General features: G+C 69.2%; 21 protein-coding genes and 1 pseudogene. 13 read left to right on the top strand and 9 right to left on the bottom strand.

What is annotated here, in order from left to right; all coding sequences use genetic code 11:
* Positions 1–24: 24 nt before the first annotated feature.
* The 6 genes from ACSHXC_RS41715 to ACSHXC_RS41740 form a co-directional block, all read right to left on the bottom strand.
* Positions 25–1,575 carry an LCP family protein gene (locus tag ACSHXC_RS41715; RefSeq protein WP_438297441.1) on the bottom strand — a complete coding sequence of 517 codons (1,551 nt, stop codon included), beginning with the start codon at positions 1,573–1,575 and terminating at the stop codon, positions 25–27.
* Entirely contained in the window at positions 1,568–2,098 is a 531-nt protein-coding gene (locus ACSHXC_RS41720; RefSeq protein ID WP_438297443.1) for a DUF6542 domain-containing protein, read from the bottom strand. The genes ACSHXC_RS41715 and ACSHXC_RS41720 overlap by 8 nt, the downstream gene beginning before the upstream one ends.
* A gap of 255 nt (positions 2,099–2,353) precedes the next feature.
* Positions 2,354–3,814 carry a D-alanyl-D-alanine carboxypeptidase family protein gene (locus tag ACSHXC_RS41725; protein ID WP_438297445.1) on the bottom strand — a complete coding sequence of 487 codons (1,461 nt, stop codon included), beginning with the start codon at positions 3,812–3,814 and terminating at the stop codon, positions 2,354–2,356.
* A 237-nt stretch (positions 3,815–4,051) separates the two neighbouring features.
* The gene (locus ACSHXC_RS41730) at positions 4,052–4,474 is read right to left on the bottom strand and encodes a cytochrome d ubiquinol oxidase subunit II (protein ID WP_438297652.1); all 423 of its coding nucleotides are present in this window, start codon (positions 4,472–4,474) and stop codon (positions 4,052–4,054) included.
* Positions 4,441–4,731: a cytochrome d ubiquinol oxidase subunit II gene (locus ACSHXC_RS41735; RefSeq protein WP_438297447.1), complete on the bottom strand. Its 291-nt coding sequence runs from the start codon at positions 4,729–4,731 to the stop codon at positions 4,441–4,443. Before ACSHXC_RS41735 ends, ACSHXC_RS41730 begins: the two co-directional genes overlap by 34 nt.
* A gap of 119 nt (positions 4,732–4,850) precedes the next feature.
* Positions 4,851–5,975, bottom strand: a complete 1,125-nt coding sequence (locus ACSHXC_RS41740; RefSeq protein ID WP_438297449.1) for a hypothetical protein — start codon at positions 5,973–5,975, stop codon at positions 4,851–4,853.
* Positions 5,976–6,313: 338 nt separating this feature from the next.
* Here ACSHXC_RS41740 and ACSHXC_RS41745 point away from each other — a divergent pair, with 338 nt between their 5' ends.
* The gene (locus ACSHXC_RS41745) at positions 6,314–7,693 is read left to right on the top strand and encodes a fibronectin type III domain-containing protein (protein ID WP_438297451.1); all 1,380 of its coding nucleotides are present in this window, start codon (positions 6,314–6,316) and stop codon (positions 7,691–7,693) included.
* An 86-nt stretch (positions 7,694–7,779) separates the two neighbouring features.
* Entirely contained in the window at positions 7,780–8,541 is a 762-nt protein-coding gene (locus tag ACSHXC_RS41750; RefSeq protein WP_438297453.1) for a lytic polysaccharide monooxygenase, read from the top strand.
* 53 nt (positions 8,542–8,594) lie between these two features.
* On the opposite strand, the pseudogene ACSHXC_RS41755 reads toward ACSHXC_RS41750, so the two are convergent.
* Positions 8,595–8,771 (bottom strand): annotated as a pseudogene (locus ACSHXC_RS41755) (FtsW/RodA/SpoVE family cell cycle protein); the annotation flags it as partial.
* 210 nt (positions 8,772–8,981) lie between these two features.
* Here ACSHXC_RS41755 and ACSHXC_RS41760 point away from each other — a divergent pair.
* The gene (locus tag ACSHXC_RS41760) at positions 8,982–10,445 is read left to right on the top strand and encodes a chitinase (protein WP_438297455.1); all 1,464 of its coding nucleotides are present in this window, start codon (positions 8,982–8,984) and stop codon (positions 10,443–10,445) included.
* A gap of 104 nt (positions 10,446–10,549) precedes the next feature.
* On the opposite strand, the gene ACSHXC_RS41765 is transcribed toward ACSHXC_RS41760, so the two are convergent.
* Together ACSHXC_RS41765 and ACSHXC_RS41770 are read right to left on the bottom strand one after the other, a co-directional pair.
* Positions 10,550–12,169, bottom strand: a complete 1,620-nt coding sequence (locus ACSHXC_RS41765; RefSeq protein ID WP_438297457.1) for a phospholipase D-like domain-containing protein — start codon at positions 12,167–12,169, stop codon at positions 10,550–10,552.
* Between the two features lie 482 nt (positions 12,170–12,651).
* Positions 12,652–13,035: a WhiB family transcriptional regulator gene (locus ACSHXC_RS41770; protein WP_438297459.1), complete on the bottom strand. Its 384-nt coding sequence runs from the start codon at positions 13,033–13,035 to the stop codon at positions 12,652–12,654.
* A gap of 931 nt (positions 13,036–13,966) precedes the next feature.
* Here ACSHXC_RS41770 and ACSHXC_RS41775 point away from each other — a divergent pair.
* The 10 genes from ACSHXC_RS41775 to ACSHXC_RS41820 all read left to right on the top strand — a co-directional run bounded on the left by ACSHXC_RS41775 (position 13,967) and on the right by ACSHXC_RS41820 (position 24,333).
* Positions 13,967–15,271, top strand: a complete 1,305-nt coding sequence (locus ACSHXC_RS41775; protein ID WP_438297461.1) for a PucR family transcriptional regulator — start codon at positions 13,967–13,969, stop codon at positions 15,269–15,271.
* A 293-nt stretch (positions 15,272–15,564) separates the two neighbouring features.
* Positions 15,565–16,539 (top strand): 3-oxoacyl-[acyl-carrier-protein] synthase III C-terminal domain-containing protein, encoded by a 975-nt coding sequence (locus tag ACSHXC_RS41780; protein ID WP_438297463.1) that lies wholly within the window; start codon positions 15,565–15,567, stop codon positions 16,537–16,539.
* Between the two features lie 96 nt (positions 16,540–16,635).
* A complete protein-coding gene (locus ACSHXC_RS41785) occupies positions 16,636–17,553 on the top strand; it encodes a diiron oxygenase (protein ID WP_438297465.1) in 918 nt (305 codons plus the stop codon).
* A complete protein-coding gene (locus ACSHXC_RS41790) occupies positions 17,543–17,797 on the top strand; it encodes an acyl carrier protein (protein ID WP_438297466.1) in 255 nt (84 codons plus the stop codon). The genes ACSHXC_RS41785 and ACSHXC_RS41790 overlap by 11 nt, the downstream gene beginning before the upstream one ends.
* Positions 17,794–18,714 (top strand): hypothetical protein, encoded by a 921-nt coding sequence (locus ACSHXC_RS41795; protein WP_438297468.1) that lies wholly within the window; start codon positions 17,794–17,796, stop codon positions 18,712–18,714. Before ACSHXC_RS41790 ends, ACSHXC_RS41795 begins: the two co-directional genes overlap by 4 nt.
* Positions 18,711–19,865 (top strand): SDR family oxidoreductase, encoded by a 1,155-nt coding sequence (locus tag ACSHXC_RS41800; RefSeq protein WP_438297469.1) that lies wholly within the window; start codon positions 18,711–18,713, stop codon positions 19,863–19,865. Before ACSHXC_RS41795 ends, ACSHXC_RS41800 begins: the two co-directional genes overlap by 4 nt.
* A 14-nt stretch (positions 19,866–19,879) precedes the next feature.
* Positions 19,880–20,449, top strand: coding sequence for a ferritin-like domain-containing protein (locus tag ACSHXC_RS41805; protein WP_438297471.1), 570 nt, complete (start codon positions 19,880–19,882; stop codon positions 20,447–20,449).
* 37 nt (positions 20,450–20,486) lie between these two features.
* On the top strand, positions 20,487–21,356 hold the full coding sequence (locus ACSHXC_RS41810) for a 4'-phosphopantetheinyl transferase superfamily protein (RefSeq protein ID WP_438297473.1): 870 nt from the start codon (positions 20,487–20,489) through the stop codon (positions 21,354–21,356).
* 14 nt (positions 21,357–21,370) lie between these two features.
* The gene (locus ACSHXC_RS41815; RefSeq protein ID WP_438297475.1) at positions 21,371–23,725 is read left to right on the top strand and encodes an MMPL family transporter; all 2,355 of its coding nucleotides are present in this window, start codon (positions 21,371–21,373) and stop codon (positions 23,723–23,725) included.
* A complete protein-coding gene (locus tag ACSHXC_RS41820) occupies positions 23,722–24,333 on the top strand; it encodes a methyltransferase family protein (protein WP_438297477.1) in 612 nt (203 codons plus the stop codon). The genes ACSHXC_RS41815 and ACSHXC_RS41820 overlap by 4 nt, the downstream gene beginning before the upstream one ends.

A 24,333-nucleotide genomic window follows, 5' to 3' on the forward strand; every position in this document is an offset into this window, starting at 1 on the left:
CGGTCACGCCGCGCCCCCCTGTGCTCAGTCGACGCAGGGAATGCCGCCTCCGTCGACCTCCGGGCCCTGGAAGACCAGACGCGGACTGGACGAGGGCGACGGCGTGGGGCCGGTGGCGGGCGGGGTGAAGCCGGTACCGAGGATCACCTGCACGTGCCCGGCCGGAACCGCCGAACTGGCCGTCGCTGTACCGGCGTTGAGCTTGGTGGCGATCTGTGTTCCCGCCTTGTCGGCGCCGGCGCCGTAGAGGACCTGGGTCTTGCCGCCCTTGGCGCGGGTGCCGACGGCGCCCTTGGTGTAGCCGGCGGCCACCAGCGACTTGGAGGTGGCCTCCGCGCCGCCGGTCACGCCGGAGGCGTTGTAGACGTCGACCGTCGCGGGGGCCGCCTTCTCCGGAGTGGCCGAGGGCTTCGGGGAGGAGCCGGCGTCCTGGGTGAACAGGGTGCGTACGGTCTTGCGGACCTGTTCGACGTCGACCTCGTTGACGGACTGCTTTCCTTCGCCGGGGACATTGACGTCGGTCAGGGCCTTGACCGGCAGGGTGTTGTAGACGACGTTGCCACCGGTGAGGTTGGGCGCCTGCTGAGCGAAGTCGAGCAGGTTCCACTGGTCGTCGATGACGATGTCCTTCTTCACCACCTCCAGCAGCCCGTGCACCTTGCCGAGATCGCTGATGATGCCCTTCTTCTTCAGAGCGATCATGGCGGAGGTGATGAACGCCTGCTGGCGGTGGGTGCGATCGAAGTCGCCGTTCTGCAGGTTGTGCCGCTGGCGCACGAAGGCGAGTGCCTGGGCCGGGGTGGCAAGGGTGTTGATGCCCTTGTGGAAGTCGGCGCCCGATCCCTGCCCCTTCATGGCGGGGTCCTTGGTGGCGTTCTTGAGGCACACGTCGATCGGGCCGATCGCCTTCGCGACGTCGTAGAAGCCGATCAGGTTGACCTCGGCGAAGTGGTCGATGTGCACGTCCAGGAACTTCTGCACGGTGGCGAGGGTGGCTTCGCGGCCCGCCTCCCGGCTCTGCCGCTCCAGGGCGGCCCCCTTGAGCCCCTTCGCCTTGAGCCCCGGTTCGGCGGCGCTCTTGGCGATCCCGTACGCCTCCTTGATCTTGTGCATGCCCTGCTGGGAGCCGTCCCCGTTGTACGTCATCACGTAGTTGTCGCGGGGGATGGAGACGGCCTGCGCCTTGGCCTTTCCGCCGGGCGGGATGTGCATGAGGATGAGGCTGTTGGTGTTGTAGCCGCCGACCTCGCTGGACGCACCCGCGTGCAGCTCCTGGCTGACGACCTCGGGCGGCAGGTCGTTGCCGTCCATGTCCTTGCGGCTGTCGAGCCCTATCAGCAGCAGGTTGACGGAGTTGTCCAGCTTGGGCGGGGCGTTCTTCTGTGTACGCGACAGCGCGTCCGAGGTGGACGTGCCGTTCGCCAGCGACTGGTAGGTGTACCAGGACGTCGCGCCACCGACCAGCGACAGGCAGCACACCCCGGTCGCCGCCGTACGCCCCACGACAGTGAGGCGCGACGGCCCGGCACCCCGGCGCTGCTCGGCCCGGCTCCTGCCTGCTCCGCGCTCACCCACGGCGCTTACCCTTCCCCCGCGTCCGCCGGACAAAGGGCACGGCGAGGGCCCCTGCGAAGGCGGACAGCATCGCGACGAAGGCGTGCGCGGACCACTTGAGCAGGCCCGTGGCGAGAGCCGCGCCGGTCGAGGTGTCCGAGCCGAGGGCGATCCGTACGCCGACGGCGACCAGCAGGACCACCACCGGCGCCGCCGTCACCGTCCACCAGGCACCGGACCGATTGCTGACCCACGTCGCCCCGGCCGCGCCGGCGGCGGCGCACACTGCGAAGAGCGGCCCCTGCCCGTCGGACACCAACGCGCCGAGCAGCGCGCCTCCGACCAGCAGCAGGCCGGCCACACCCGGACGGCCCCGGGTCCGGCCGGGCGGGGAAGCCGGTGCGCCCGACGGCGGGCGTCCGGGCTCCCGGGTGCTCTGACGCTGCTGGGGCAGCCGGAGCTGGTGCGGCCTCGCGTGCTCCGCATGCAGGTTCACCTGGCGGGCGCGGCCGGACTCGCCCGGCTGGCCCCATACGTCAGTCATCCCTCACACCTCTTGTCCGGCCACCGTGCCCGCCCTCCGCTCGCGACGCTGTGGCACTTCTTCATGGACGACAACCGAACGTACTTTTCCGTTGCTTATTTGCGCAAATGTAAGAATTTTTCATGCCTCTGAGGCAAAGGCGGGCGAACCGGGTCGCCAAGAGCCCGGCGCACACCGACGCGAGGAACCCGGAGCCGTCATGAGGGCTCTCCCGCAAGGGAGTTGACCACCGGCCGAACAGCCCGGGCCGTCAGCTCACCCCAGGCGGATCAGGCGCGAGCCGAGGGACGGGGGTGCCAAGTCGCGCTCCAGGGCGACGGGAACGCTCGGCGCGTCGGCGACACCGGCCAGCCTCAGCCGGCCGACCTTCGTCCCGGACTTCGCCGAGCGGGGCAGCGCCTTGCCCCCGTCGTCGAGCGCGAGGGTGGCCTTGTGGCCCGCTACGCCGATGAGGCGCAGGTCCTCGGTGGCGACGAGCGGGGTCCGTCCGCCGAGCCCGTCGTCCACGTACCCGACGGTCTGACCCTTGCGGACCGCGACCACCGAGGTGAGGGCGCTGCGTACGGCCTCGATGACCTTTTTGCTGTTCGCCTTGACCAGGGCAAGGGAGTTGAGCGCATTGTGATCAGGGCCGTCCGCGTGCTGGTCCATCATCGTGCCGAGGATCAGCGGGGTCTTGTCGCCGACCGACTTGTAGGCCGCCCACATCAGCGCGCCGCCCGCCGCCGAGCTGGAGCCGGTCTTGATGCCCTTGATGCTCAGACCGGACAGGAGCAGGTCGTCGTTGTTGTTGTTCAGCGGCGCGGAGAGGCCCTTGAGGGTGGCGTTCGGCAGCGTGACGATCGGCCGGAACGCGTCGGACTTCATCACCGCCTCGGCGAGTTTCAGCTGGTCGACGGCGGTGCTCACGGTCTTGGCGTCGAGACCGCTGGGGTCGGTGTAGACGGTGTCCTTCATGCCGAGGCGCTGGGCGGCCTCGTTCATCTTCTGCACGAAAGCGGCCTCGGAGTCGCTCCCGCCGTCCCAACGGGCCAGCAGCCGGGCGATGTTGTTGCCCGAGGGGATCATGAGCATCTTCAGCATGTCGAGCTGGCTGAACTTGGCGCCCGCCGACAGCCCTTCGATGCGGGACTCGTCCTCGGCCGTGCCGTCCGCCACGGCCTTCGCGTCCACCTCGATCTCGGGCCCGGCCTCGTCCTTCTTCAACGGGTGGTTCTGGAGAATCACGTACGCCGTCATGACCTTGGCGACACTGGCCGTCGGCACGGGCCTGGGGTCCCCGAAGGTGCCTATGCCGCCCACCCCCTGCACCTGGACCGCGCCCTGCCCCTTGGCGGGCCACGGTATGTCGAAGCGTCCGTCGAAGGTGTACGAAGACGCGTCGGCGCCGGTCCGCAGGACCGGGTCCGGAACGGCTCGCACCATCTGCACCCCGGCGAGGGCGAGGAGGAGCACCAGGGACAGCGGCAGCCAGATCCTGACGCGGTGCGCGGCCGATTTCCTGTCCCGGGGCGCCCCGCCCCCTCGCCGGGCGGGCGGCGCGGTGCCCTGGGCGCGGGGCATCACGGGATGAGGTGGCCGGCCGACGGCCGGGTCCGACAGCCGGCCCGTCATGAACTCACCGGCGCGCTGCGAGTCCCACACCACGTCCGACTCGCGACCGGGCAGGGCCCCGGGTCCCAGTTGCGCCGCCCGCTCCTTGGGAGACTTCCCCACCACCGCGATCTCCTTCGTCCTGCCCTTACGGGTTATTTTGCCTAGATACAGGGATATGTAGGGATGACCGGTTGGTTCCATCAAAAGGGACATAAGTGTGCTGCCGGGAGCATCGCCCGACGGCGATCGGTCACGATGCCCCGGTCGCCTGAGCCGATCTACCCGCCGGGACGACGCGGCGGCGAAGCGGCTCGGACGGAGCCACGGGCAGATCATCGAACGAAGCAGTAAGCCTTCTCACAGGCCGCGGCTTGGGCCGACATCCGCCGATGCCTGTTTCTGCTGCTGCAAGGTGACTGGCAGGTGACGTATCCCGAGACGGTGCCGGAACACCCAGTACGTCCAGATCTGGTACAGCAGGACAAACGGCAGCACGACGACCGCCACCCACGTCATGAACCGGAGCGTGTACGGCGATGCCGAGGCGTTATGGACCGTCAGACTCCACTGCGGGGGCAGAGGCGAGGGAAGCACATGGGGGTACAGCGCCAGGAACATCGCCCCCACCACCGAGGCAACTGCGGCGCTGGAGAATCCGAACGCCCAGCCGTTGCGCCGTCCCTTGTGGGCCATTACATAGGCAGTACCCAGGTTCACTACGGCGAGGAGGGCCGCGAGGACGACGCTCACCTTGATGTTCTGCCCGACCAGCCATGCCAGGAAGGCAACGAGGACGGTGAGGTGAGGGCCATCACGCCAAGTGCGGAGGCTGCCCGTCGGGAGCGCCTGCGTACGCTCCCTTCCGTGCGCAGGGCGAGGAACACCGCCCCGTGGAAAAGACACAGCGTCAAGGTCGTCACTCCACCCGGCAGGGCAAAGGGATGGAGCAGAAAGTGCGATTTGAGCTGCCACGAAAAGATGTCCTTGGGGGTTGAATCCACATCACGAGAACCCCGAAGGGAGAATCTCGATGCCATCTTGAAGAGCAGGCATACGCCACACCGCCGTCAGACGTTGACACTGTATGGCCACGGTGGACAGCAATCTGCCCCGCCTGCCGCCATCCCCGCACGCAGAATGACCGACAGACGCTCGGTCAAAGGACGTTGAGGAGTGCGGAGTCGGCCGGGACCTTCACGGCCGACATGCCGACACCGGCGGTCACCTGCCACGCCCCGGGCAGGCCCAGAGAGACGCGGTCGTGCGTCCATGTGCCGCCGTCCCGGCGGGTGAGTTCCGCTCGGACGGTTCTGCCGCTTTCCAGGTGCGTGAAGGTCAGCCACATGCCTTCCAGGTCACCGACGGGCCCGTTGTGGTCGGTGGCGTTCACCGTCACGGCCGTTCCCGTGGCGCTTGCGCGTTCCACCACGAGGGCCAGCTGCCCCTTGCCGTGCAGGCCGCAGAGGTGTCCCGCGCGCGGGTCGTAGGTGAGGGTGCGGGCGACGGGGGCGGCGCTGATCTCCGCCGGGGTGTGGGGAACGGCCGCGCGGTAGCCCGTCGCCGCGAAGACCGTCAGGGCGAGCAGCAGCCCGGCGGCGGCCGACTTCCCGAGTCCGCGCCCGCGCGTGAAAGCCCTGGCGTGGGTCACGGCGACGAGGGCGCCGGCCATCAGCAGCGCACCGAGTTGTACGAGAGCCGCGGTGCCGAAGTCGGTGTGGAACAGGCCCCAGAGAGAAGACGATTCGACCACCGCCAGGTACGCACCGCTGATGACGGACAACGCGGTCGTACCGGCGATCAGCCTGACCGTGATGGCCGGCCAGCGGCGCGACAGGCAACACACCGCCGATGTGCCGAGGCTCGCCGCGGTCGCCAGTGCCTGGAGCGTCGACGCGATGAGCAACACGGGGTGGGACGTGCCGTCGTGCCCATGGACCTCAAGCGTCCCGGCAGCCCCCCACAGGAACAGGAGCAGAGCCGCCAGGACGAGTGCCGTGCGGCGGGCCCGGGCCGCAGCGCCTGCCCGGCCCAACACCTGCGGGAGCAGCACTCCGACGAGCAGCAGCAGAACGAGCCGGCCGAGGCGCCCGGCATGGGGACTCGGCCCGGACGGCACGAGCAGGCCGGCCGCGGAGGCGGCGAGCAGCACTCCCCACAGGCCGAACGCGGACCTGCGCACCCACGAGTGGCGCGACGCGAGGAGGTCCCGGAAGCAGGCCACGAGTACACCGCAGAGCCCGGTGAACGCACCGAATTCCAGGGCGTACAGCCCAACCGTCACCCACTGGTCCTCGGGCAGAAGCTTCACTGTGTCCTCTGGTGGTTCAAATGAATCAGGGATCTGGGCCGAACCCGGGGCGCCAGAAGGCGGGCCGGACAATTTCGGCGGCGTATTCGCAGAACGCATGGGCACTCTACCCACGACACGTACGGGGCGACGCCAGTCTTTTGTCCCTTCCTGCGGGGTCCGTTGATAGGTACCGGCATCTGTCTTCCAATGTCGACCGGCGGCCAACTTTTGCCGGACCACCCTGCCGAATCCCGCTGCTACCTTCCTCACAACCAAAGGATTTTGCACGGGCTTTACTGGAAGTCGTCCACGTCCATGAAGAGGATGGAATGAGCCGCAAGCGCGGGAGCAAGAAGAAGGTCTTCGTCTGGCTGGCCGGAATTGCCGCAGCAGGGGCATTGGTGCCGCTGGCCTCGTACGCGGTCGCCGGTCAGGAAGGGCTGACGGCCAAGATGGAGATGGGCGGTTCGACCACGTGGTGGTCGAGTGGTTCGTTCAACCTCGCGAACCGGACCTCGTCCCCGGCGGCGGACTGGACGCTCGAATTCGACACCTCCGCGGGCAAGGCCCAGGTGAATTCCACCTGGACGGCGTCCGGTGCGCAGGAGGGGCGCCACGTCACCATCAAGTCGACCGCGCACGGCACCGTGCCCGCCGGCGGCAAGCAGCGCATCGAGTTCGGCATCCAGGGTGACGGCAAGAAAGTTCCCGAGATCAGCGGCTGCAAGCTCAACGGGGAGTCCTTCCCCTGCAAGGGCGACGACGAGACCGACCGCGAGCCCCCCACCGCTCCCACGAAGCTGACCGGTCAGGCCCAGAAGGACGGGACGGTCAAGCTCGGTTGGGGTGCTTCCCACGACAACAAGGGCGTCGTCAACTACGAAGTCTTCGACAAGGGCAAGAAGATCTTCGCCACCGCCGCCGACCGGACGGACGCGGTGCTGACGAAGGAGAACGCCGGCATCAAGCCCAACACGGCCTACGAGTTGACGGTCAAGGCCGTGGACGGTGCCGGCAATGTCTCTCCGGCCAGCAACGCCGTGAAGGTGACGACGGGGGCAGGTCCCGCGCCGGACGACCAGGCGCCGACTGCTCCGAAGAACGTGAAGGCCGCCGCAAGCGGGGCGCAGGCGATCCGCCTGACCTGGGACAAGTCCACGGACAACGTGGGCGTCACGGGCTATCGCGTCTACCTTCAGGGAACCAAGGAGCCGCTCCAGACCACCGGTCCCGACGAGCTGGCCGCCGTGGTGTCGGGCCTGAAGGCCTCGACGAGGTACACCTTCGAGGTCAAGGCTGTGGACGCGGCCGGGAACGAGTCGTCCTCCGGCACGGCCTCCGCTACCACCTCCGCCGGGGACAAGCCGGTCGACGGCACCGCTCCGACGGACCTGGACGCGAAGTCGTGGATCGTCAAGGACGGGCCGGGAGTCCACTATCTCGGCCTGACGTGGGACGTCCCCAAGGGCCAGAAGAAGATTCTGCGCTACGAGGTGTATCTGAACGGCAAGTTCAGCACCACGGTGAGCTACTACGACCCGGACACGGCCACCAACGTGAAGCCCGGACCCGCCAAGGGCGGCAAGGCCATGGCAGAGATCACGCTGGGCGACCGTCCGGAGAAGACGTACAAGGTGAAGGTGCGCGCGGTGCTCGAAAACGGCAGCCCCGGTGAATTCTCCGAGGAGAAGACCGTCTCCACGAAGTAGCACCCCGTCCTGACCCACCGCTTCCCGGACCGCCGCATCAGGTTGTTTCCGGAGAGGGAAGAATTAGCGTGAAGGTGAAGATGAATATGAAGGTCCGGAATTTCCGCCGCACTTTCAGGGTGGCCGCGGCCCTGTGCACCGCACCGCTCTTCCTGCTCGGCCCCATGAGTCTCGGCGCGTCCGCGCACGGCTCCAATGACGGCCCCATCGCGCGCAACTGGTACTGCGTCAAGCCCGAGTTGGGCAGCATCTGGAGCCCGGACGCCATGAAGGACCCGGCCTGCAAGGCCGCCGCGAAGGCGAGCAAGAACCTGGGCGCCTACGGCACCTGGCAGCAGATGGCCCATGGGAACGTCGCGGGCAAGCACCGCAACATGATTCCCGACGGGAAGCTGGCGAGCGCCAACGTGCCCGGCTTCGAGGGCATGGACCTGCCGCGCAGCGACTGGCACCGCACCGACCTGTCCGCCGCCCGCAAGCAGGGTGGCGACTACGAGTTCGTGTGGCAGGCGACGGCGTCCCACACCGGCCACATCTCGTACTACATCACCAAGGACGGCGTGGACACGTCGCAGCCGCTCAAGTGGTCCGACCTGGAGCAGACGCCGTTCCTGGTGGCCTATACGCACGCGGGCCGCACCCACGGCCCCAACGGCATGGTCGCCACCTACCGGCACACGGCCCGGCTGCCCGAGAGCAAGCACGGCAAGCACACCATCTACGCCATCTGGCAGCGCCAGCTCCCGCCCGGCCACGACGCGTCGCCGAACCACGCCCTGGAGGAGCAGATCTTCGGGTCCAACAACAGTGACGAGTCCTTCTACGCGGTCATGGACGTCACCCTCTGATCGAGGAGACCGTGTGCGCTGGTCCGGCGGCTGCCGCCGGACCAGTCGGCGTCTCACGCCGACCGGGCGGACGCGGCGGGCTCGCGACGACGCTGGGCGTTGTCACTGATGCGGATGAGCAAGGCCACCATGAGCCAGTTGGCCACCCTGGAGGAGCCGCCCTTGGCGAGGAACGGCAGGGCCTGGCCGGTGAGCGGGATGAGGCCCAGGACTCCCCCGCTGACAAGGAAACCGTCCCGGTTCGAAGACAGGCGGTCAACCTTCTCCCGGGGGGTACAACTCCCTTGACCGATAACGTCATTGACGAGCCGCTTCCGCTGACTCCCTCTGCGACAGCGCGCAGCCACACCCACTCCTCATGAGTCCGTCAATGAATGGAATCCCCCGGTGAATCGACGGCGTTTCAGCCTCCCCAAGAGCCCCAAGTCCAAGATTGTCGCGTGCACTGCGATCGTCGCCGCGATCGGCGGCTCGGCCATCGCAGCGACCGCCGGCGCCACCCCCGCGCCGCCACCGCGACCAGCAAGGCCGCGTCCCACCCCGGCAAGGTCACGGCGTACGGCATGACCGGCGTCAAGGCGGAGGCCGACAAGGGTCTCAAGGCCACCATCGGCACCATCCAGGACTGGCAGACCTCCGGTCAGCTGGAGCTGAACCTGGAGAACCAGGGCACCGGTGACGTCGCGACGGGCTGGACCGCCACGCTCAACTTCCCCACGGCCGTCTCCGTCGAAAGCCCCCAGATCTGGGGGGACTTCTGGAACCTGAAGGCGGAGGTCGTCAAGGCGCCCAAGAATTCCGGCCACGGCGACCAGATAAAGATCAGCCCCAAGGACGCCACGGGCAAGGCCGAGAACGAGACCATCGCCAAGGGCGGAAAGAAGAAGCTGACGCTCGGCTTCTCGTACAAGTTCGACACCAGCACCATTCCGGCGGTCAAGGCCGACAAGGCGGTGCAGGGCATGCAGTCCTGGTCGCCGTACATCGACCCGACGATGGGCCAGTCCAACGGGACCATCACGTGGGACAAGGACACCTTTTCCGTCGCCGACTACATGACGAAGAAGGCCCCGGGGACGAAGAATGTGACCCTGGCCTTCATCACCGCGGACACGGCCGGCAAGCCGGCCTGGGCCGGCCAGCCCACGCTGTCGACGGACAAGAAGACCTACATCGACGTGGTCAACACCATCCGTGAGCAGGGCGGTGACGTCACCTTCTCCTTCGGTGGCGCCAACGGCACGATGATCGACGAGAAGCAGTCCGACCCGGACAAGCTCGCCGAGACGTACAAGAAGATCGTCACGGACTACGACCTCACCAAGCTCGACTTCGACGTCGAGGGCGCCCACGAGCAGCAGACCCAGGTCAACGAGGTGCGCGCCAAGGCGCTGGCCAAGGTCCAGGCGTGGGCCGAGCAGCAGGGCCGCCGGCTGCACATCTCCTACACTCTCGCGGTCCTGGACAGCCACGGTCTGAACGACAGCGGCGTGGCCGTCGTCGACCAGGCCAAGAAGGCCGGGGTCAACGTGGACCAGGTCAACATCATGACCATGGACTACGGCGGCGACCGCTCCGACATGGCCAAGGCCGCCGAGGACGCGACGGACAAGACCGCCGCCCAGCTGGCCAAGGTCTACGGCAAGCCGGCCTCGGACATGTACAAGATGATCGGCGTGACGCCGATGATCGGTGTGAACGACGTCCCGAACGAGACCTTCAAGACCAGCGACGCCCCCAAGCTGCGCGACTGGGCCAGGAGCAAGGGCGTGGGCATGCTCTCGATGTGGTCCGCCAACCGCGACCAGCCGGGCAGCAAGAACGAGCTGTACAACCACTCCGGCCTGCTCGACCAGCAGCAGGGCGAGTTCTCGAAGGCCTTCGCCCAGTACCAGGGCAAGTAGGGCCCGGTCCGCCGGTCGGGGGCCGTACCCGTCCGGCGCGACTTGTGCTGTGGGCCCCGGGATGTCCCGGGGCCCACAGCAGTTGGCCACCGCACCGGGCCCGCTCAGACTCCGTCGGCGGGGTGGGTGCCGGTCTCCCAGTCGTAATAGGCCGTGGCCTTGGAGTACTTCCACTGGGGATCGAGGAGATTCTCCTTGAGCTGCCGGGCCGCGGCCGCGTCCTCCACGATGTAACCGTGGTCCTGGAGCCACGCGGGATAGAGGTTCTTGGATCCGATGTAGAAGGCGGCGTCGTCGACGGCGACGAGCTTGGCGTGGTTCGCGCAGGTCTTGCCGTCGGCCCACCGGCCTTTCCGGCCCTTGCCGTCCCGGTCCGCGGTCGGCACTGCGTTGGCCACGGAAGCCAGCTGGAGGTGGGCCCGCAGCTTCGCCTCCGCCAGCTCCTGGTGCGCGGGGCCGTCCCCGCCGAGGTGGAGGGCGAGGCGCTCCCGCAAGGGCCGGCGGATCTCCTCGAACGAGGTGATGTTGGAGTAGTTGTACTCGTTGCCCGGCGTGCTGATGACGATGCGGACCTTCACCCCCTCGTTCAGCTTGGCGGCCAGAATGTCGAAGAGCCGCACGTCATAGGCGGGCATGTCGCCGATGGGGGAGCGCATGCCGTTCAGGTCCTGCTGAGACAGGACGATGTTCGTCCGCGCGGCGGCGATGAGTGTGCGCAGTGCCGTCTGGTCGGGGTTGACCGTGGCGTAGTCGCGGTCGCGGCTGGTGTGGTCCTGCCACGAGCCCTGGGCGGCCTCCGGCTTCGTACACGGTGGCAGCTCGTAGCGCGATTCCGGGTCCTTCGCGAGAATTCCGAGCCCGAGACCGCCGACGGACAGCACGGGTACGCCGCCACCCCGCACTGGCGCGGCCTCCGCCTTGGGCAGGGACATCATGTAGTCCGCCTTGCCGGACTTCGCGAGCCAGGCCTTGGCTGTCGGGCCGTCGCCCTTCTTGCGGTGGGCCCACTCCCACAGGGTGTCCAGGTATTTGCTGGCGGAGAGCGCGGCCGGTCCGGTGAGCGCGAGGTCGACGTCCTGCACGGGGTGCGTGGTGTCGATGTAGTTGGTCTTGTAGTTGTTGATGCCGCCGGTGATGGCCGTCCGGCCGTCCACGACGATGAGTTTGGAGTGGTTCCACGCGACGCCCGCGTGCGTCCAGGACTGCTCGCCGGGGAGCCGGCTCGACAGCATCGTGGCGACATTGACATCGAGCTGTTGGAACGTCTTCTTGCCCAGACCGTCCTGGAGCTTCGCGAGGAAGGTCTTGGGCGTGGCGAAGTTGCCCAGCAGCGGGAGCGTGCCGCCGAGGAACCTCACCTTGAGGCGCGGGCCATCCGCCGGACGTGCGGCGACCGCCTTCTTGAGCCCATTCAGCACCGCGGTCTTGAACCTGCCGCCCGGCCACACCCCGATCATGAACGGGTCGCCCAGCAGGGTGGAGATGTCGACGCTGTGCTCGGCCCTGGAGATGTCCTGCTCGATCTTGGCCAGCAGGCGGTCGATGCCGGGCTTGCTGACGCCCTCCGAGTCGCCCCAGGAGTTGGGCACCTGCAACAGCCAGTCCTCGGCCGCGCCTTCGAGGAGGTTGCCGTCGGTGCGCTCCCACGTCTGGTGCTCAAGGCCCGGCGACACCTTCCGCAGTTCGGCCTCGACCGCATCCAGATACGGGGTGGGCTGTGCCACGGGCGGGGCGAGGGTTCCGACGCTCGCGGGGGCAGCGGCACCCAGTCCCAGGCCGGCGCGCAGATAGGCGCTGTTCGCGAAGCTCGGTGACCTGGTGAAAGCCGAAGTGGAACCTCCGGTCCCGCGGACGTTCGACCGCCCGCTGGAGACGGTTCTCGATGCGTTTCTGACCCGGCTGGATTTCTCGACCTGCAAAAGGGCGTCAAAGGCCATCTCGTCCACCGATCGGTTGGGGGATTGGGCCCGACACGGCCGTGGCCGTCCATAGCCGAGCCTCATAAAGTTCGCATCTTGACCCTAAATGTGACATGTGTTCAGATGCAAACAAAATGGACAAGTGGAGGGCCGACAAGGTCCTTTGCACGACCAAGTGCCCTCCGGCCGCGGCCAGGGCCTCGTCCAACTCCCCTGCGCAGAGGCGCCGTTCAATCCTCGCCCGCCTTGAGGTGCCCCGGGTGGGAGACACCCCATGCCGTTTCAGTTCAAGCGGCCTGCGGGTGGCTGTCGGCGGCCGGGGCCCGGTCGGATGACGGCCCGGCCCCGGTGGCGCGGCGTCGGTCGAGCCGCTTGCCGTACTTGTCCCAGCCGCGCTCGAAGGGGGTGGTACCGCCCCAAATACCGAAGCGCTCCGGCATGTTGCGGGCATGCTCCAGACACAGGGCCCGCACCGGACAGCCCGCGCACAGGGCGAGGACCTCTTCCAGGCCCTGACGGGTGTAGTGCGGGGGATAGAACAGTGCGGCGTCCGCCTCGGTACAGGCCGCCTGGCGCGACAGCGGGGCCGGGGCCGGGGACGCGCCGGAGTGCGGACTGCGCGGGCGGCGGCGTCGGGAGGCGGCGGGCATCGGGAGGTCGTCGACGGTCATGATCCTCAGGGGGACGACGGGCGGAGGCGCGTTCATCGGTCGGGCTCGCGGACCCCGCGCCGCGACGCTCCGCCGGAGTCACCGAGTGCGCCGGCAGGACGTCGCCGCGTGGGCCCTGTACGAGACGTACGGCGTGCAACCCCGTGACCGACTGCCCGACGTCCCTGGTCGGGGGCGGACCGGCGGCAACGGCCCGGGGTTGCCTCCATTGTCCGCGTCTGCGGCCGGAGTCGAGACGTCGAAAGGTCCCGCGTGAGGGGCTGAAGTACCCGGGCCTGCCGAGGCGGTTGCTCGTCCCTTCGGGCGAGGCGGTTGGTTGCGCCGAGCCTCGCGGCGCCGGATGTGCCACCTCCTCCACGGTGAGCGTCGCGCCCTCTGCCGTGCCGCCGGACGCGATGGTGACAGTCCTTGTCATGGTGAATCCGCTTTCCTGTCGATTGGCCTGATATGACGAACCGTCAGCAGCTCCGATCGCGGGACGCCTCGCGTTACGAAGAGCCGCAGTACGGCGGTCAAGAGAGGCAGGTCGGTGCGGGGCGTCCGACGGCGGCGGGCACCACGTCCGCTAGGCGCCCGTCGGCATGAAGGATTGAGACACTCTTCGTCGCGGCAGTTGCCTCTCCCCCTTCTTCGACGTCATCCCGTCGCGAAGGGGATCCGCTCGATGCACGGGCGCATCATCGAAGTTATCCGGTGAAACAGGACTCATCCCCTGCCGAAAGCCCCTTGACTCATGACCAAGGGCCTGATCACCGCCCATAGTTCACAGAACGTCAGGCGGAGCGAGGCCGGTTGGCGGCGCCGGGGGCAGTGAGCGCTACCGGCCACATCGCCGTGCGCGAAGGGAAACCCCGTCGTCACGCCTCGTAGTGTTGCGCACGGTGGCCGTCGGCGGTGGACGGCCGATGTACGCAACGCACGGAGGGCTCGCATGCCGTTATCCACCCCCATGGGCGCAGTGCTGCCCGGCACCGGCAAGGGTGTTCGCCGGGACACATCGGGTGGGACACAGCCGCTACGGACGCTGGGGCGGGGCGATTCCGTGGTCCCCCGGCTCGCCGGAGCGCTGATACCCCGGGTGCCCCAACTCGTCGACGAACTGGTGGAAGTGGCGCGGGAGCGGGACGTACGGTACTTCGCCGATGTGCCCGTGGCCGACATCAGGCGTTCGGTGCGCGAGCACGCCCTCGGCTTTCTCCGGTGCGTCGTGGACGTTCCCGCGCCGCAGGGCGATCCGCTCGCCGTGCCCATGGCGTGGGGGCACTGCCGGGCCCAGGAGGGCGTGGCCATGGAGGCGATGCTGCGGATGTACCGCCTTGGCACCCAGTTCCTCTGGGAGAAGCTGTTCGACGAGGCGCGGGCGCAGTCGTCCGAGACACTGCAACGCCTCCTCGACGAGAGCGCTCTGGTGTGGGAGGTGCTCGACAGCTACTCGTCCGCGCTGGTCGAGGGCTACCGCGCGGCGGAGAGCGACGCACGCCGCCAGGACTCGGCACGCCGGGACGCGCTCTTCGACGCGCTGGTCGAGGGGCGCGGGGTCGAGCCCCTCGTCGCCGCCGAGGCCCGTGCCGCGTTCGGCCTGCCCTCGCGCGGCCGGTTCGTCGTGGTCGCCATGGACGCGGGTGCCGCCCCGGAGCCGACGCGGTTTCCCGTCCTGCCCTCCCACTCCGTCCAGGCAATCTGGCGGCTGCGGGCCGGCCAGGTCGTGGGCGTACTGGAGTTGGGACGCACCCCGATGCGCCGGCTCGTGGACGAGCTCTCGGCGGGGCGGCCGGGGCAGCGGGTGGGCATCTCCAGCGAGGTCGACGGACTCGCCGACCTCGCGGCCGCCTTCCGCTGCGCGGAGACCGCGTTGCAGACCCTCCCGTGCGGCTCCGTCGGCGTCGCCGCCTTCGACGACCGGCTGCTCGAAGCGTTCGTGGTGACCAGCCCGCACGTCGCCGAACGGCTGGCGCAGCGCACGCTCGGCGGGCTCCTCGACTGCGTGCCGGAGGAGCGGACGCTGCTTCTGGACACCTTGGACTCGTGGTTCCACTGCGGCTGTTCGGCAGCCCGGGCCGCCGAAGAACTGCACTGCCACCGCAACACCGTACTGAACCGGCTGCGCCGCATCGAGGCCCTCACCGGCGCCCCGCTGGACGACGACCGCCATCGGCTCGCCTGCCGGATGGCGCTGGTGGCCGTGCACACCCTGCCACAGGCCGCGACCCCGCATACGGAAGCCAGGACGCCCTGAGCCCCCGGCGGGGCACGACGCTCGTCGGCTGGACCCGCCCCGTTGTGCTCCCCGCACAATCGCACCCCCTCAACCCGCAGCAGGCGACCATCGACCCGGCTGCGCCCGGACGCAAGCATGGAACGAGGGTTCGGAGACGCACCAGGGGGTGCGCGCGTCTTCAGCGAAGGACCTGTTCTGGCTTCTGGATGAGTGCAACGGGCTTCCCCGACCGGTGATCCCGTCCGCGACGGTGCGGGCGGCGACGGGCCGTGGGGATGTGCCGTTCGCGAGGATGTGCTGGGGAGTTGTCAGTGACGGAGGTATTCGTCGACTCGTTCGTCTACGCGCTGGGCGAGCGCAAAACGCTCGTCCACGAGTCGGCCGCCGACGGCCGGCTGGTCTCGGACCCGCAGGACCTGGAGTCCGCCGGCTTCCGCTGGCACCACATGTGCGCGCCGACCACCAGCGCCTACGACCTGGCCAAGCGGGTGACCGGACAGCTCGCCCAGTCCGGGCGGCTCGGCGAGGTCGACGCCATCGTGTACGCGACCTGTCTGCCCGGCAACGCCAACGCGGGCGACCACGGACAGTGGGAACGCAGCCGGGACGTCAAGCACCTCATGGACTTCCCCGCCAGCCGCCTCCAGGCCGACTTCGGGCTGTCCAAGGCCGTCGTCTTCGGGCTCAACCAGCAGGCCTGCACCGCCATGCTGGGCTCGGTCCGGCTGGCCGCCGCGCTGTTGCGAGCGGAGCCGGAGTGGGAGCGGGTGCTGTGTGTCACGGCCGACCGCTTCCCCGAGGGCGCCACCTACGAGCAGGCGTACAACTTGATCTCCGACGGTGCCGCCGCCTGCATCACCAGTCGGACGCCCGGCGCCTTCCGCCTGGTGACGGCCCATCAGATCACCAACGGCGGGCTCGGACAGGCGGGCGACGACGAGACGGTGGGCAGCTACTTCGCGTACACCCACCGCCTCGTGCGCGAGACCCTGGAGCGCGCGGGGCTCACCTCGGCCGACCTCGACTGGGTGGTCACCCAGAACACCAACGACAAGGCGTGGCAGATCCTGGCGCGGCTGCTCGGTGTCCCGTACGAGAAGGTCTTCTTCTCCTCCATGCCGGACGTCGGCCATGTCATCTCCGCCGACAACATCGTCAACCTCGCCGAGCTGCTGGCCGGCGGGCAGGTGCGCCCGGGCCAGCGGATCGCGCTGGTCATGGCGGGGTTCGGACTGAACTGGCAGTGCCTGATCCTCCAGGCCACCGACGCGGTGACCCACTCCTGAACCGCCGGAGCACCGGTACGGCCGTGGACCACCCCCTACGCCGCCCGAGCCCCGTCGTCCGCCCGGCCCCGACCGACCCACCACGATGAGGACCGCTTGAGTACCACGCACGACCGCAAAGCCCGCCTCGCCGAGGCGCTCGCCTCGCTCGGCCCGACCGTCGACCGGCTCAGCCACCTTTCGCAGCGCTCGTACCAGAATCCGTACGCCACGGTGGAGTGGCCGGACGAGGTAAGACCGGAGGAGGAGTGGTTCAGCTCCCCCGAGTATCTGAGCCTGTACGGCACCGAGCACTGGGAGCGGCTCGACGAGAAGTCCCGGCGGCGGCTCGCCTTCCACGAGGCGGCCAACTTCTACAGCCTCAACATCCACGGCGAGAAGGGCCTGATGCAGGGCCTGGCCGAGCGTCTCTACCGCAAGGATCTGCTGGACGTCGCCGAGTACCTGCACCACTTCCTCGACGAGGAGAACAAGCACAGCGTCTTCTTCGGCGGGTTCTGCACCCGGTACGCGAAGGTGTACCGCAGCCGTCAGTTCTCCTTCGCGGAGTCGCACGATCCGTGGCCCCGTGACGTCGAGGACTTCCTCTTCTTCACCAAGACCATGGTCTTCGAGGAGATCGTGGACCACTACAACTGGGTGCAGTCGCGGGACCTGCGGCTGCACCCAGTGGCGCGGTTCATCAATCACAACCACCACTTCGAGGAGTCCCGCCACCTCGTCTTCGGCCGCCGTCTGGTGACCGCCCTGTGGGAGGCGTGCGCGCCGTCCTGGGACGACGCCATCGTGGCGGAGATCCGCGCCCACCTCCACCAGCACTTCACCACCAGTTGGCGGGAGTACTACAACCCCGACGTGTACGCCGACACCGGCTGCGCGGACCCGTGGGAGGTCGCCGAGCAGGCGTGGGCGGCACCCGCGCAGCGCGAGCACCGCCGCGCGGTGTCGCAGAAGGTGCTGGGCTTCCTCACCACGACGGGGATTCTCGACAAGGAGCCCGCTGATGCGTTCTGACCAGGAACTCCGTGACGGCCTGCACACCTGGGTGCGGACCAAGGCCCCGGAGGGCGTGACCATCGACGACGACACCGCGCTCTTCGAGCAGCGGCACATCAGGTCGATCCACCTGCCCGAGCTGATCCTGCTCCTGGAGCGTCTTTCCGGGGTGCCCGTCGACGTCGAGGAGCTCAACCCCCGGGACTTCCGGTCCATCGATGCGATGGTGCTCCGTTTCGGGCGAGCCGGAGCCGCGTCGTGACCATCAACTCCCTGGACACTTCTACCGAGTTGTTCCGCATCGGGCTGTCCTGGCGGGCCTCGGGGCAGGCCACGCTGCGTGGCCCGCTGCTGCGGCTCGCGGAGTCCTGCGACCGGGCCTTCGTGCGGCTTTCCGGGCTGTGGCGGGCCGAGGAAGAGCACCACCCGGCGTCGATGTCGGCGCAAGCGCTCCAGCGGGCCGACTACCTGCGGTCCTTCCCCCACCAGGCGGCCTTCACCGCGCGCCTGAGCCCCGAGGACACCAACCTCCGTGCCTTCCTCGACGGCCCCGTCCTCGCCCCGGACGGCTCCGTGCGCCTCACCGAGTTGTCGCCCGTGTCGGAGGTCCTGACCCCGGCCGCCTGCTACCACGTCTACGACGACCGCCAGGGACAGGCGCTGGACGGGCCGCAGTGCGTAACCACCCGCAACACCTGCTTCCGGCACGAGCGGGAGTACGTGCCGCTGCGCCGGCTCAGCAGCTTCCGCATGCGCGAGGTCGTGTGCCTGGGCCGGGCCGAGGACACGGCGGCCTTCCTCCGGTCGGCGACGGCGGCCGTCGACGCGTTCTGCGAGCGGGTCGGCATCGGGCTTGAGTGGCAGGCCGCGACGGACCCCTTCTTCCGGCCGCGCGACAATCCGCGCTATCTGCTCCAGCGCGTCGACCCGGTCAAGTTCGAGGCCACGTACGGCGGCGACCTGGCGATCGCGTCCGTCAACCGCCACCACGACCACTTCGGCGAGAGCTTCGACCTGACGCTCGACGGGGCGCCGGCGCACAGCGCGTGCCTCGCCTTCGGCATCGAGCGCTGGCTCTTCGCCCTCGTCGACCGGCACGGCACCGACCCGGCAGCCTGGCCCGACGTGGAGCGGGCGGCGACCGAGGTGTGCGCGGCGCTCGGCGGAGGCCCGGCATGAACGGAACCACGCTCATCACCGGCGCCGACGGCTACCTCGGCCGCCGCCTCGCCGCCGCCCTGCTCGCCGAGGGCGACGACCACCTCGTCCTCGCCGTACGCGCCGCCGATGGCAGTGAACTCTCCGTCAAACAGCGGCTGTTGAGGGACGAGCTCGGCGAGGAGGCCAGGCACCGCACCCGGGTGGTGGCCGCAGACGTCACCCGGGACGAGGTACTGGCGGAAATCGATCCCGGGACTGTGACCCGGATAGTCCACGCCGCCGCACTCACCCGCTTCAACACACCGCGCGACGCGGCGCGGCGGGTGAATGTCGAGGGCACCGCCCGCGTGCTGGCCTTCGCGGCCCGCTGCGAGCACCTCCAGAGGTTCGCCCTGCTGTCCACGCTCTACGCGGCGGGACGGCGTCGCGGCGCGGTCCGCGAGGAACGGCTGACCGACTCCGGCTTCGTCAACCACTACGAGTGGTCGAAGTGGGCCGCCGAGGAACTAGTGCTCGACGCTGCCGTGGAGCTGCCGGTGTCCGTGCTGCGTCTGCCCACCCTGGTCGCGGACGACGACACCGGCCGCGTCACCCAGTACAACGTGTTCCACAACACCCTGAAGCTCTTCCACTACGGGCTCCTCTCGCTCGTACCGGGCGAGCGGGAGACTCCACTGAGCCTGGCGACCTCCGAGTTCACCGTCGCGGCGGTGACCCGGCTCCTGGACCCGGCGGTCGCGGGCGGCATCTACCACGTGTGCCCGGACCCGGCCGACACGGCCTCGCTCGGCGAGCTGATCGACACCGCCTTCGACGTGTTCGAGCGGGACGAGGCGTTCCGGCGGCGCGGAGTGCTGCGGCCCGTGCCGTGCGATGAGGAGAGCTTCGAGGACCTCCTGGGCGCCGCCGGCGTGCTGCGGGCCGGTCCCATGCACCAGTCGCTGGCGTCGGTCTCCCCCTTCGCCCATCAGCTGTACCTGCCGAAGACGTTCCACAACACGGCGCTGCGGGCCGCCTGGCCCGGCTATGCGGCGCCCGATCCGATCGCCCTGGCGGAAGCAACCTGCGCCCGGCTCGTCGCGACCCGCTGGGGCCGCCGCAGCGAGCCGGAAGGCCAGCCGGAAGCGACTCCGGGGGCCACGAACAACCCGATCGGATCAGCGAGTTGAAAGGCGATCCCCGCATGGCCCTGTCCGAGAACGACCTGTGGCTGATCAGCTACTACCGCTCGTCCGAGATCAACGGCGCCCTCTTCTTCGGCCGCGTCGCCCGGACCCTGCGCGGCAGCCCCCTCCAGGCGGACGTCACCCACCACTTCGCCGACGAGGCCAACCACGCCAAGTACTGGACGCAGTGCATCGAGGACCTCGGCCACCACGCGCAGAAGCTGCGCGGCTCCTACCAGGACCGGTACCTCGACGCGGTCGGCCTGCCTGCCAACCTGATGGAGGTCATGGCCATCACCCAGGTCTTCGAGAAGCGGGTGATCGGCCAGTACCGACGGCACCTGCGGGCGCCCGACATCCATCCGCGTGTCCGGCAGACGATCGAGACGATCATGGAGGACGAGCGGTGGCACGTGAAGTACGTACGTGACGCACTCCAGGACATGGCGAGCCGATACGGCCAGGAGACCATCGACGACACCCTCGCCCGGTTCACCGCCGCCGACGAAGAGGTCTACGCGAAGACGCTGGCCGAGTACGGGGAGCGGGTCGTCTTCCTCGGCCAGGACGACGAGGGGGTGGCGTGATGACCCCGCGCCGAACCTCGACAGGTGCGACCAGGCCATGAAACTGCTCGTCGTGTGGAACGAGCGGCCGCTCGCCACCCACACCCTGTCCGCGCGGGAGCGGGAGCAGTTCGACGCCCTCCCCCGCCGGGCCCGTACGCGGTGGCTGGTCTCCCGGCGCGCCCTGCGGCTGCTCCTTGCTCTGCTCGGGCTGCCGGGAGACACCACCTCGTACGCCTTCCCGCACCCTCGGGTCTCGCTCTCCCACATCGAGGGCGCGGCCGTGGCGGCGGGATGCATTGCAGCCTCAACCAACATGATTCCCAAGGGAGTTGGGGTCGATCTGGAGCATGCTCGGGCGGCCCGCGTGGACACCTCCCGGTTCTTCCTCGACGAGCGTGAGCAGGCTTGGCTCACCTCGCTCCCCCTCTCCGTACGGGCCTCCGAACAGCTGCGGCTGTGGACCGTCAAGGAGGCGCTCTTCAAGGCCGACCCGGACAACCGCCACACCGTTCTGTGCGACTACCTCACGGCCGATCCGGCCGCCCACCACGGTCGGGCCCGCGCGCGACCACACCCCGACCGCACCTTCGCGTACACGAGCACCCGGCTCCAAGGCGGCCATCTGTCAGGTGCCGTCGCCTTCGAGAATGCGGCCGTCCCGACCCAGCCCCAACCAGAAAGCGAGAGCCCTGTGCCCGCCCTCACCTTCGCCGATGTCGCCGAGCGCGTGACCTCGACGCTCTCCATACCGGTGGAGAAGCTCACGCCAGAGACCAAACTGCGTGAACTGGCCGCCGACAGCTTCCTGTTGGTGGAGATGGCGGTCGACCTCCAGGAGGAGTTCGACACGGTCTTCACCCAGCACGAGCTGCGCGAGGTCATCACGCTCGGCGATCTCGCCGCCCTGGTGGGAGTCCGGTCCTGAGCCCCCGGGCGAACGTGCCGGAGCGCTGGATCCGGGTGCTGACCCGCTTCCGGTGGCCCATCCTCGCCTGCTGGCTGGTGGCGCTGGTCGCGGCCGGGGTGGCCGCGCTGCCGCTGGCCGACCGGCTGAGCGGGGGCGGCTGGTACGTCCCCGGCTCCGGGTCCCAGGAGGCGATCGCCGCCACCCGTTCAGGCTTCGCGGACCGGGGTGCGAGCAATCTGACCCTGGTGATCACGGACGAGCGGAACACGGCCACGAGCCCGGCCTTCGAGCAGCGGGTGCGCCAGGCCACTGCCGAGGTCACCAGCGACAAGAGGCTTCAGACGGTGGGCAGTTACGGCTGGACCACCCTGTCGTCCGAGAACCGGGGGCAGTTCCTCGGCAAGGACGGGCGCACCGCCGTCACCCTCGTCGGGCTGAAGCTTGACGACGGCACCGCACGGCGCGTACTGCCGGACGTGCAGGAGGAGATCGACCGCCACTGGGCGCCGGACGGGCTGCGCGTGTCGCTGGTCAGCGCCGGAACGCTGTGGGGCGAGATCAATACGCTCAGCCAGTCGGGGCTGCAACAGGCCGAACTCATCACGTTCCCGCTGCTCCTGGTGATCCTGCTGCTCCTGTACCGGGGTGTGGCCGCCGCGGTGGTGTCGTTCGTGGTGTCCGCGACGGCGATCGTGTTCACGCTCGGGGTGGTCTCGCTGCTCGCGCGCCACTTCGAGCTGTCGGTGTTCGTGGAGAACGCCGCCACGATGATCGGTCTCGGGGTGAGCGTCGACTATTCGCTCTTCGTCATCTCCCGGTACGTCGACGAGCTCCGCCGGGGCCGCGACCGTACGGCGGCCCTCGCCGCGACGCTGCGCACCAGTGGGAAGACGGTCGTCTTCTCCGGGCTCATCGTCGCCCTGGCGATGTCCAGCCTGTTCCTGGTGGGCCTCAACGTCATCCAGTCGATCGCGCTCGGCATCGTCATCGTGGTCGCCTTCGCCGTCCTCGCGTCCGTGGCCGTCCTGCCCCTGGTGCTCGTACTGCTCGGCGACCGCATCCTGTGGGGGCGGCTGCCCGCAGGCCTCGGGGCGCTGGGCCGGCGCTCGCGGCGAGGCGGGGCGCCTTCCGGCCCGGCGGCGCCCAGCGACCGCTGGCAGCGCGTGGCGCGGGGAATCATGCGCCGCCCGGTGTTCTTCCTGAGCATCGCGGTCCTCGCCATGGCCGCGCTCGCGGCCCCCTCGCTGTCGCTGCGCACCTTCACGCCGGACGCGCGGATCGTGCCCGAGTCCTCCCCGGTACGGGCCGGATTCGACGCCATGCGGGCGCAGTTCGGGCCCGGCGCCGCCTCGCCCCACCAAGTGGTCGTCACCTCGGACACCCCACTCGGCACGTCACCGGACAGCGGCCGTGTGCTCACGCTCCACGACGAGCTGGCCGCGCTCCCCCACGTCACCGGCGTCAACTCGCCGCTGGAGACACTGCGGAGGGCGAGCCCGCAGCGGCCGTTCGCCGCCCTCGACCCGGCGGCCTTCGCCCGGCTGCCCGGCGACGCCCGCGCCGCCGTCGACCGCTACGTCTCGGCCGACCGGCGCACCCTGGTCCTGGAGGTCCTCTCCGACGGCCAGGCGTCCAGCCCCGACTCCCGCGCCCTGGTCACCTCGATGCGCTCGCTCGCCCACGACCTGGACGGCTCGGGTCTGCGGGCCGTGGTGGGCGGCGAGACGGCGGAGGGCGTCGACGCCAACGCAGCCATCGAGGACGCACTGCCCGCGGTGGTCGTCGTGATGCTCGCGGTGATCTACCTGCTGCTCCTGATCGCGTTCCGGTCGCTCCTGCTCCCGGTCAAGGCGATCCTCATCAACCTCCTTTCCCTGGGCGCCACTTACGGCGTACTGGTGCTGGTGTTCCAGCACTCCTGGGCCGCCGATCTCCTCGGCTTCCAGGAGTTCGGCCACCTCCAGAACTTCGTCCCCGTACTGCTCCTGGCGATCCTGTTCAGCCTGAGCACCGACTACGAGGTGTTCCTGCTCCACCGCATCCGGGAGGAGTACGACGGCGGCGCGGACAACACCGCGAGCGTCGCGGGCGGCATGGCCGCCACCGCGCCCCTGATCTCGGGCGCCGCACTGCTGATGGTGGCGGTGTTCGGCGCGTTCGCGTTCACCGGGATCATGCCGATCCAGCAGCTCGGCCTCGGCCTCGCCGTCGCCATCGCGCTCGACGCCACGGTCATTCGCCTGGTCGTCGTACCCGCCGCGATGCAGCTCATGGGCGACTGGAACTGGTGGCTGCCCAGCCGCCGCCGTCCGGTGCGTCCGCAGCCCGCCGCGCCCTTCGAGCCCACCCCCAACTCCTCACCCCAGAAAGGAACAAGCCGCACGTGAACGGCCCCGCGCTCCTCCTTCTCCTGCTGAACTTCACCTTCATCGGCGCCCTGCCGAGAGTCTTCTTCCGCACCGACGGCCGGCTCAACGCCAAGTGGTGGCTGACGGCGCTGCCGTTCTTCCTGTGCCCGGTGTTCATCGCGGTGGCGGTCCTGCTCGGCTGGCAGCCACTGGCCGACGACGCCTGGCTCACCGGAGGGACCCTGGTCGCGGTGGTCCTCAACGTGGCCTCCATCGCGCTGATCTTCATGACCCTGGGCACGCACCGCATCCCGCTGGCCCTGTGGCACCAGGCCGACGACGCCCCGCGCCACCTGGTGACATACGGCGCCTACCGCCGCATCCGGCACCCCTTCTACGCGGCGTTCCTGCTCGCCTTCCTGTCCGGGCTCTTCGCGTTCCCGCACCCGGTCACGCTCGTCCTGGCCGTCTACGGCTTCGCCGCGCTCAACAAGACGGCCGCGGTGGAGGAACGGCGGCTCTCCGCCTCGGAGTTCGGCGCGGAGTACGTCGCGTACATCGGCCACACCGGCCGCTTCTTCCCGTACCTGGGACGGCTCGGGGCGGCACACGCCGAGCCCGTGCTCGCGCCCTCGGCCGTCGAGTGA

This window comes from Streptomyces sp. HUAS TT7, assembly GCF_051550175.1.
Lineage (GTDB): Bacteria > Actinomycetota > Actinomycetes > Streptomycetales > Streptomycetaceae > Streptomyces.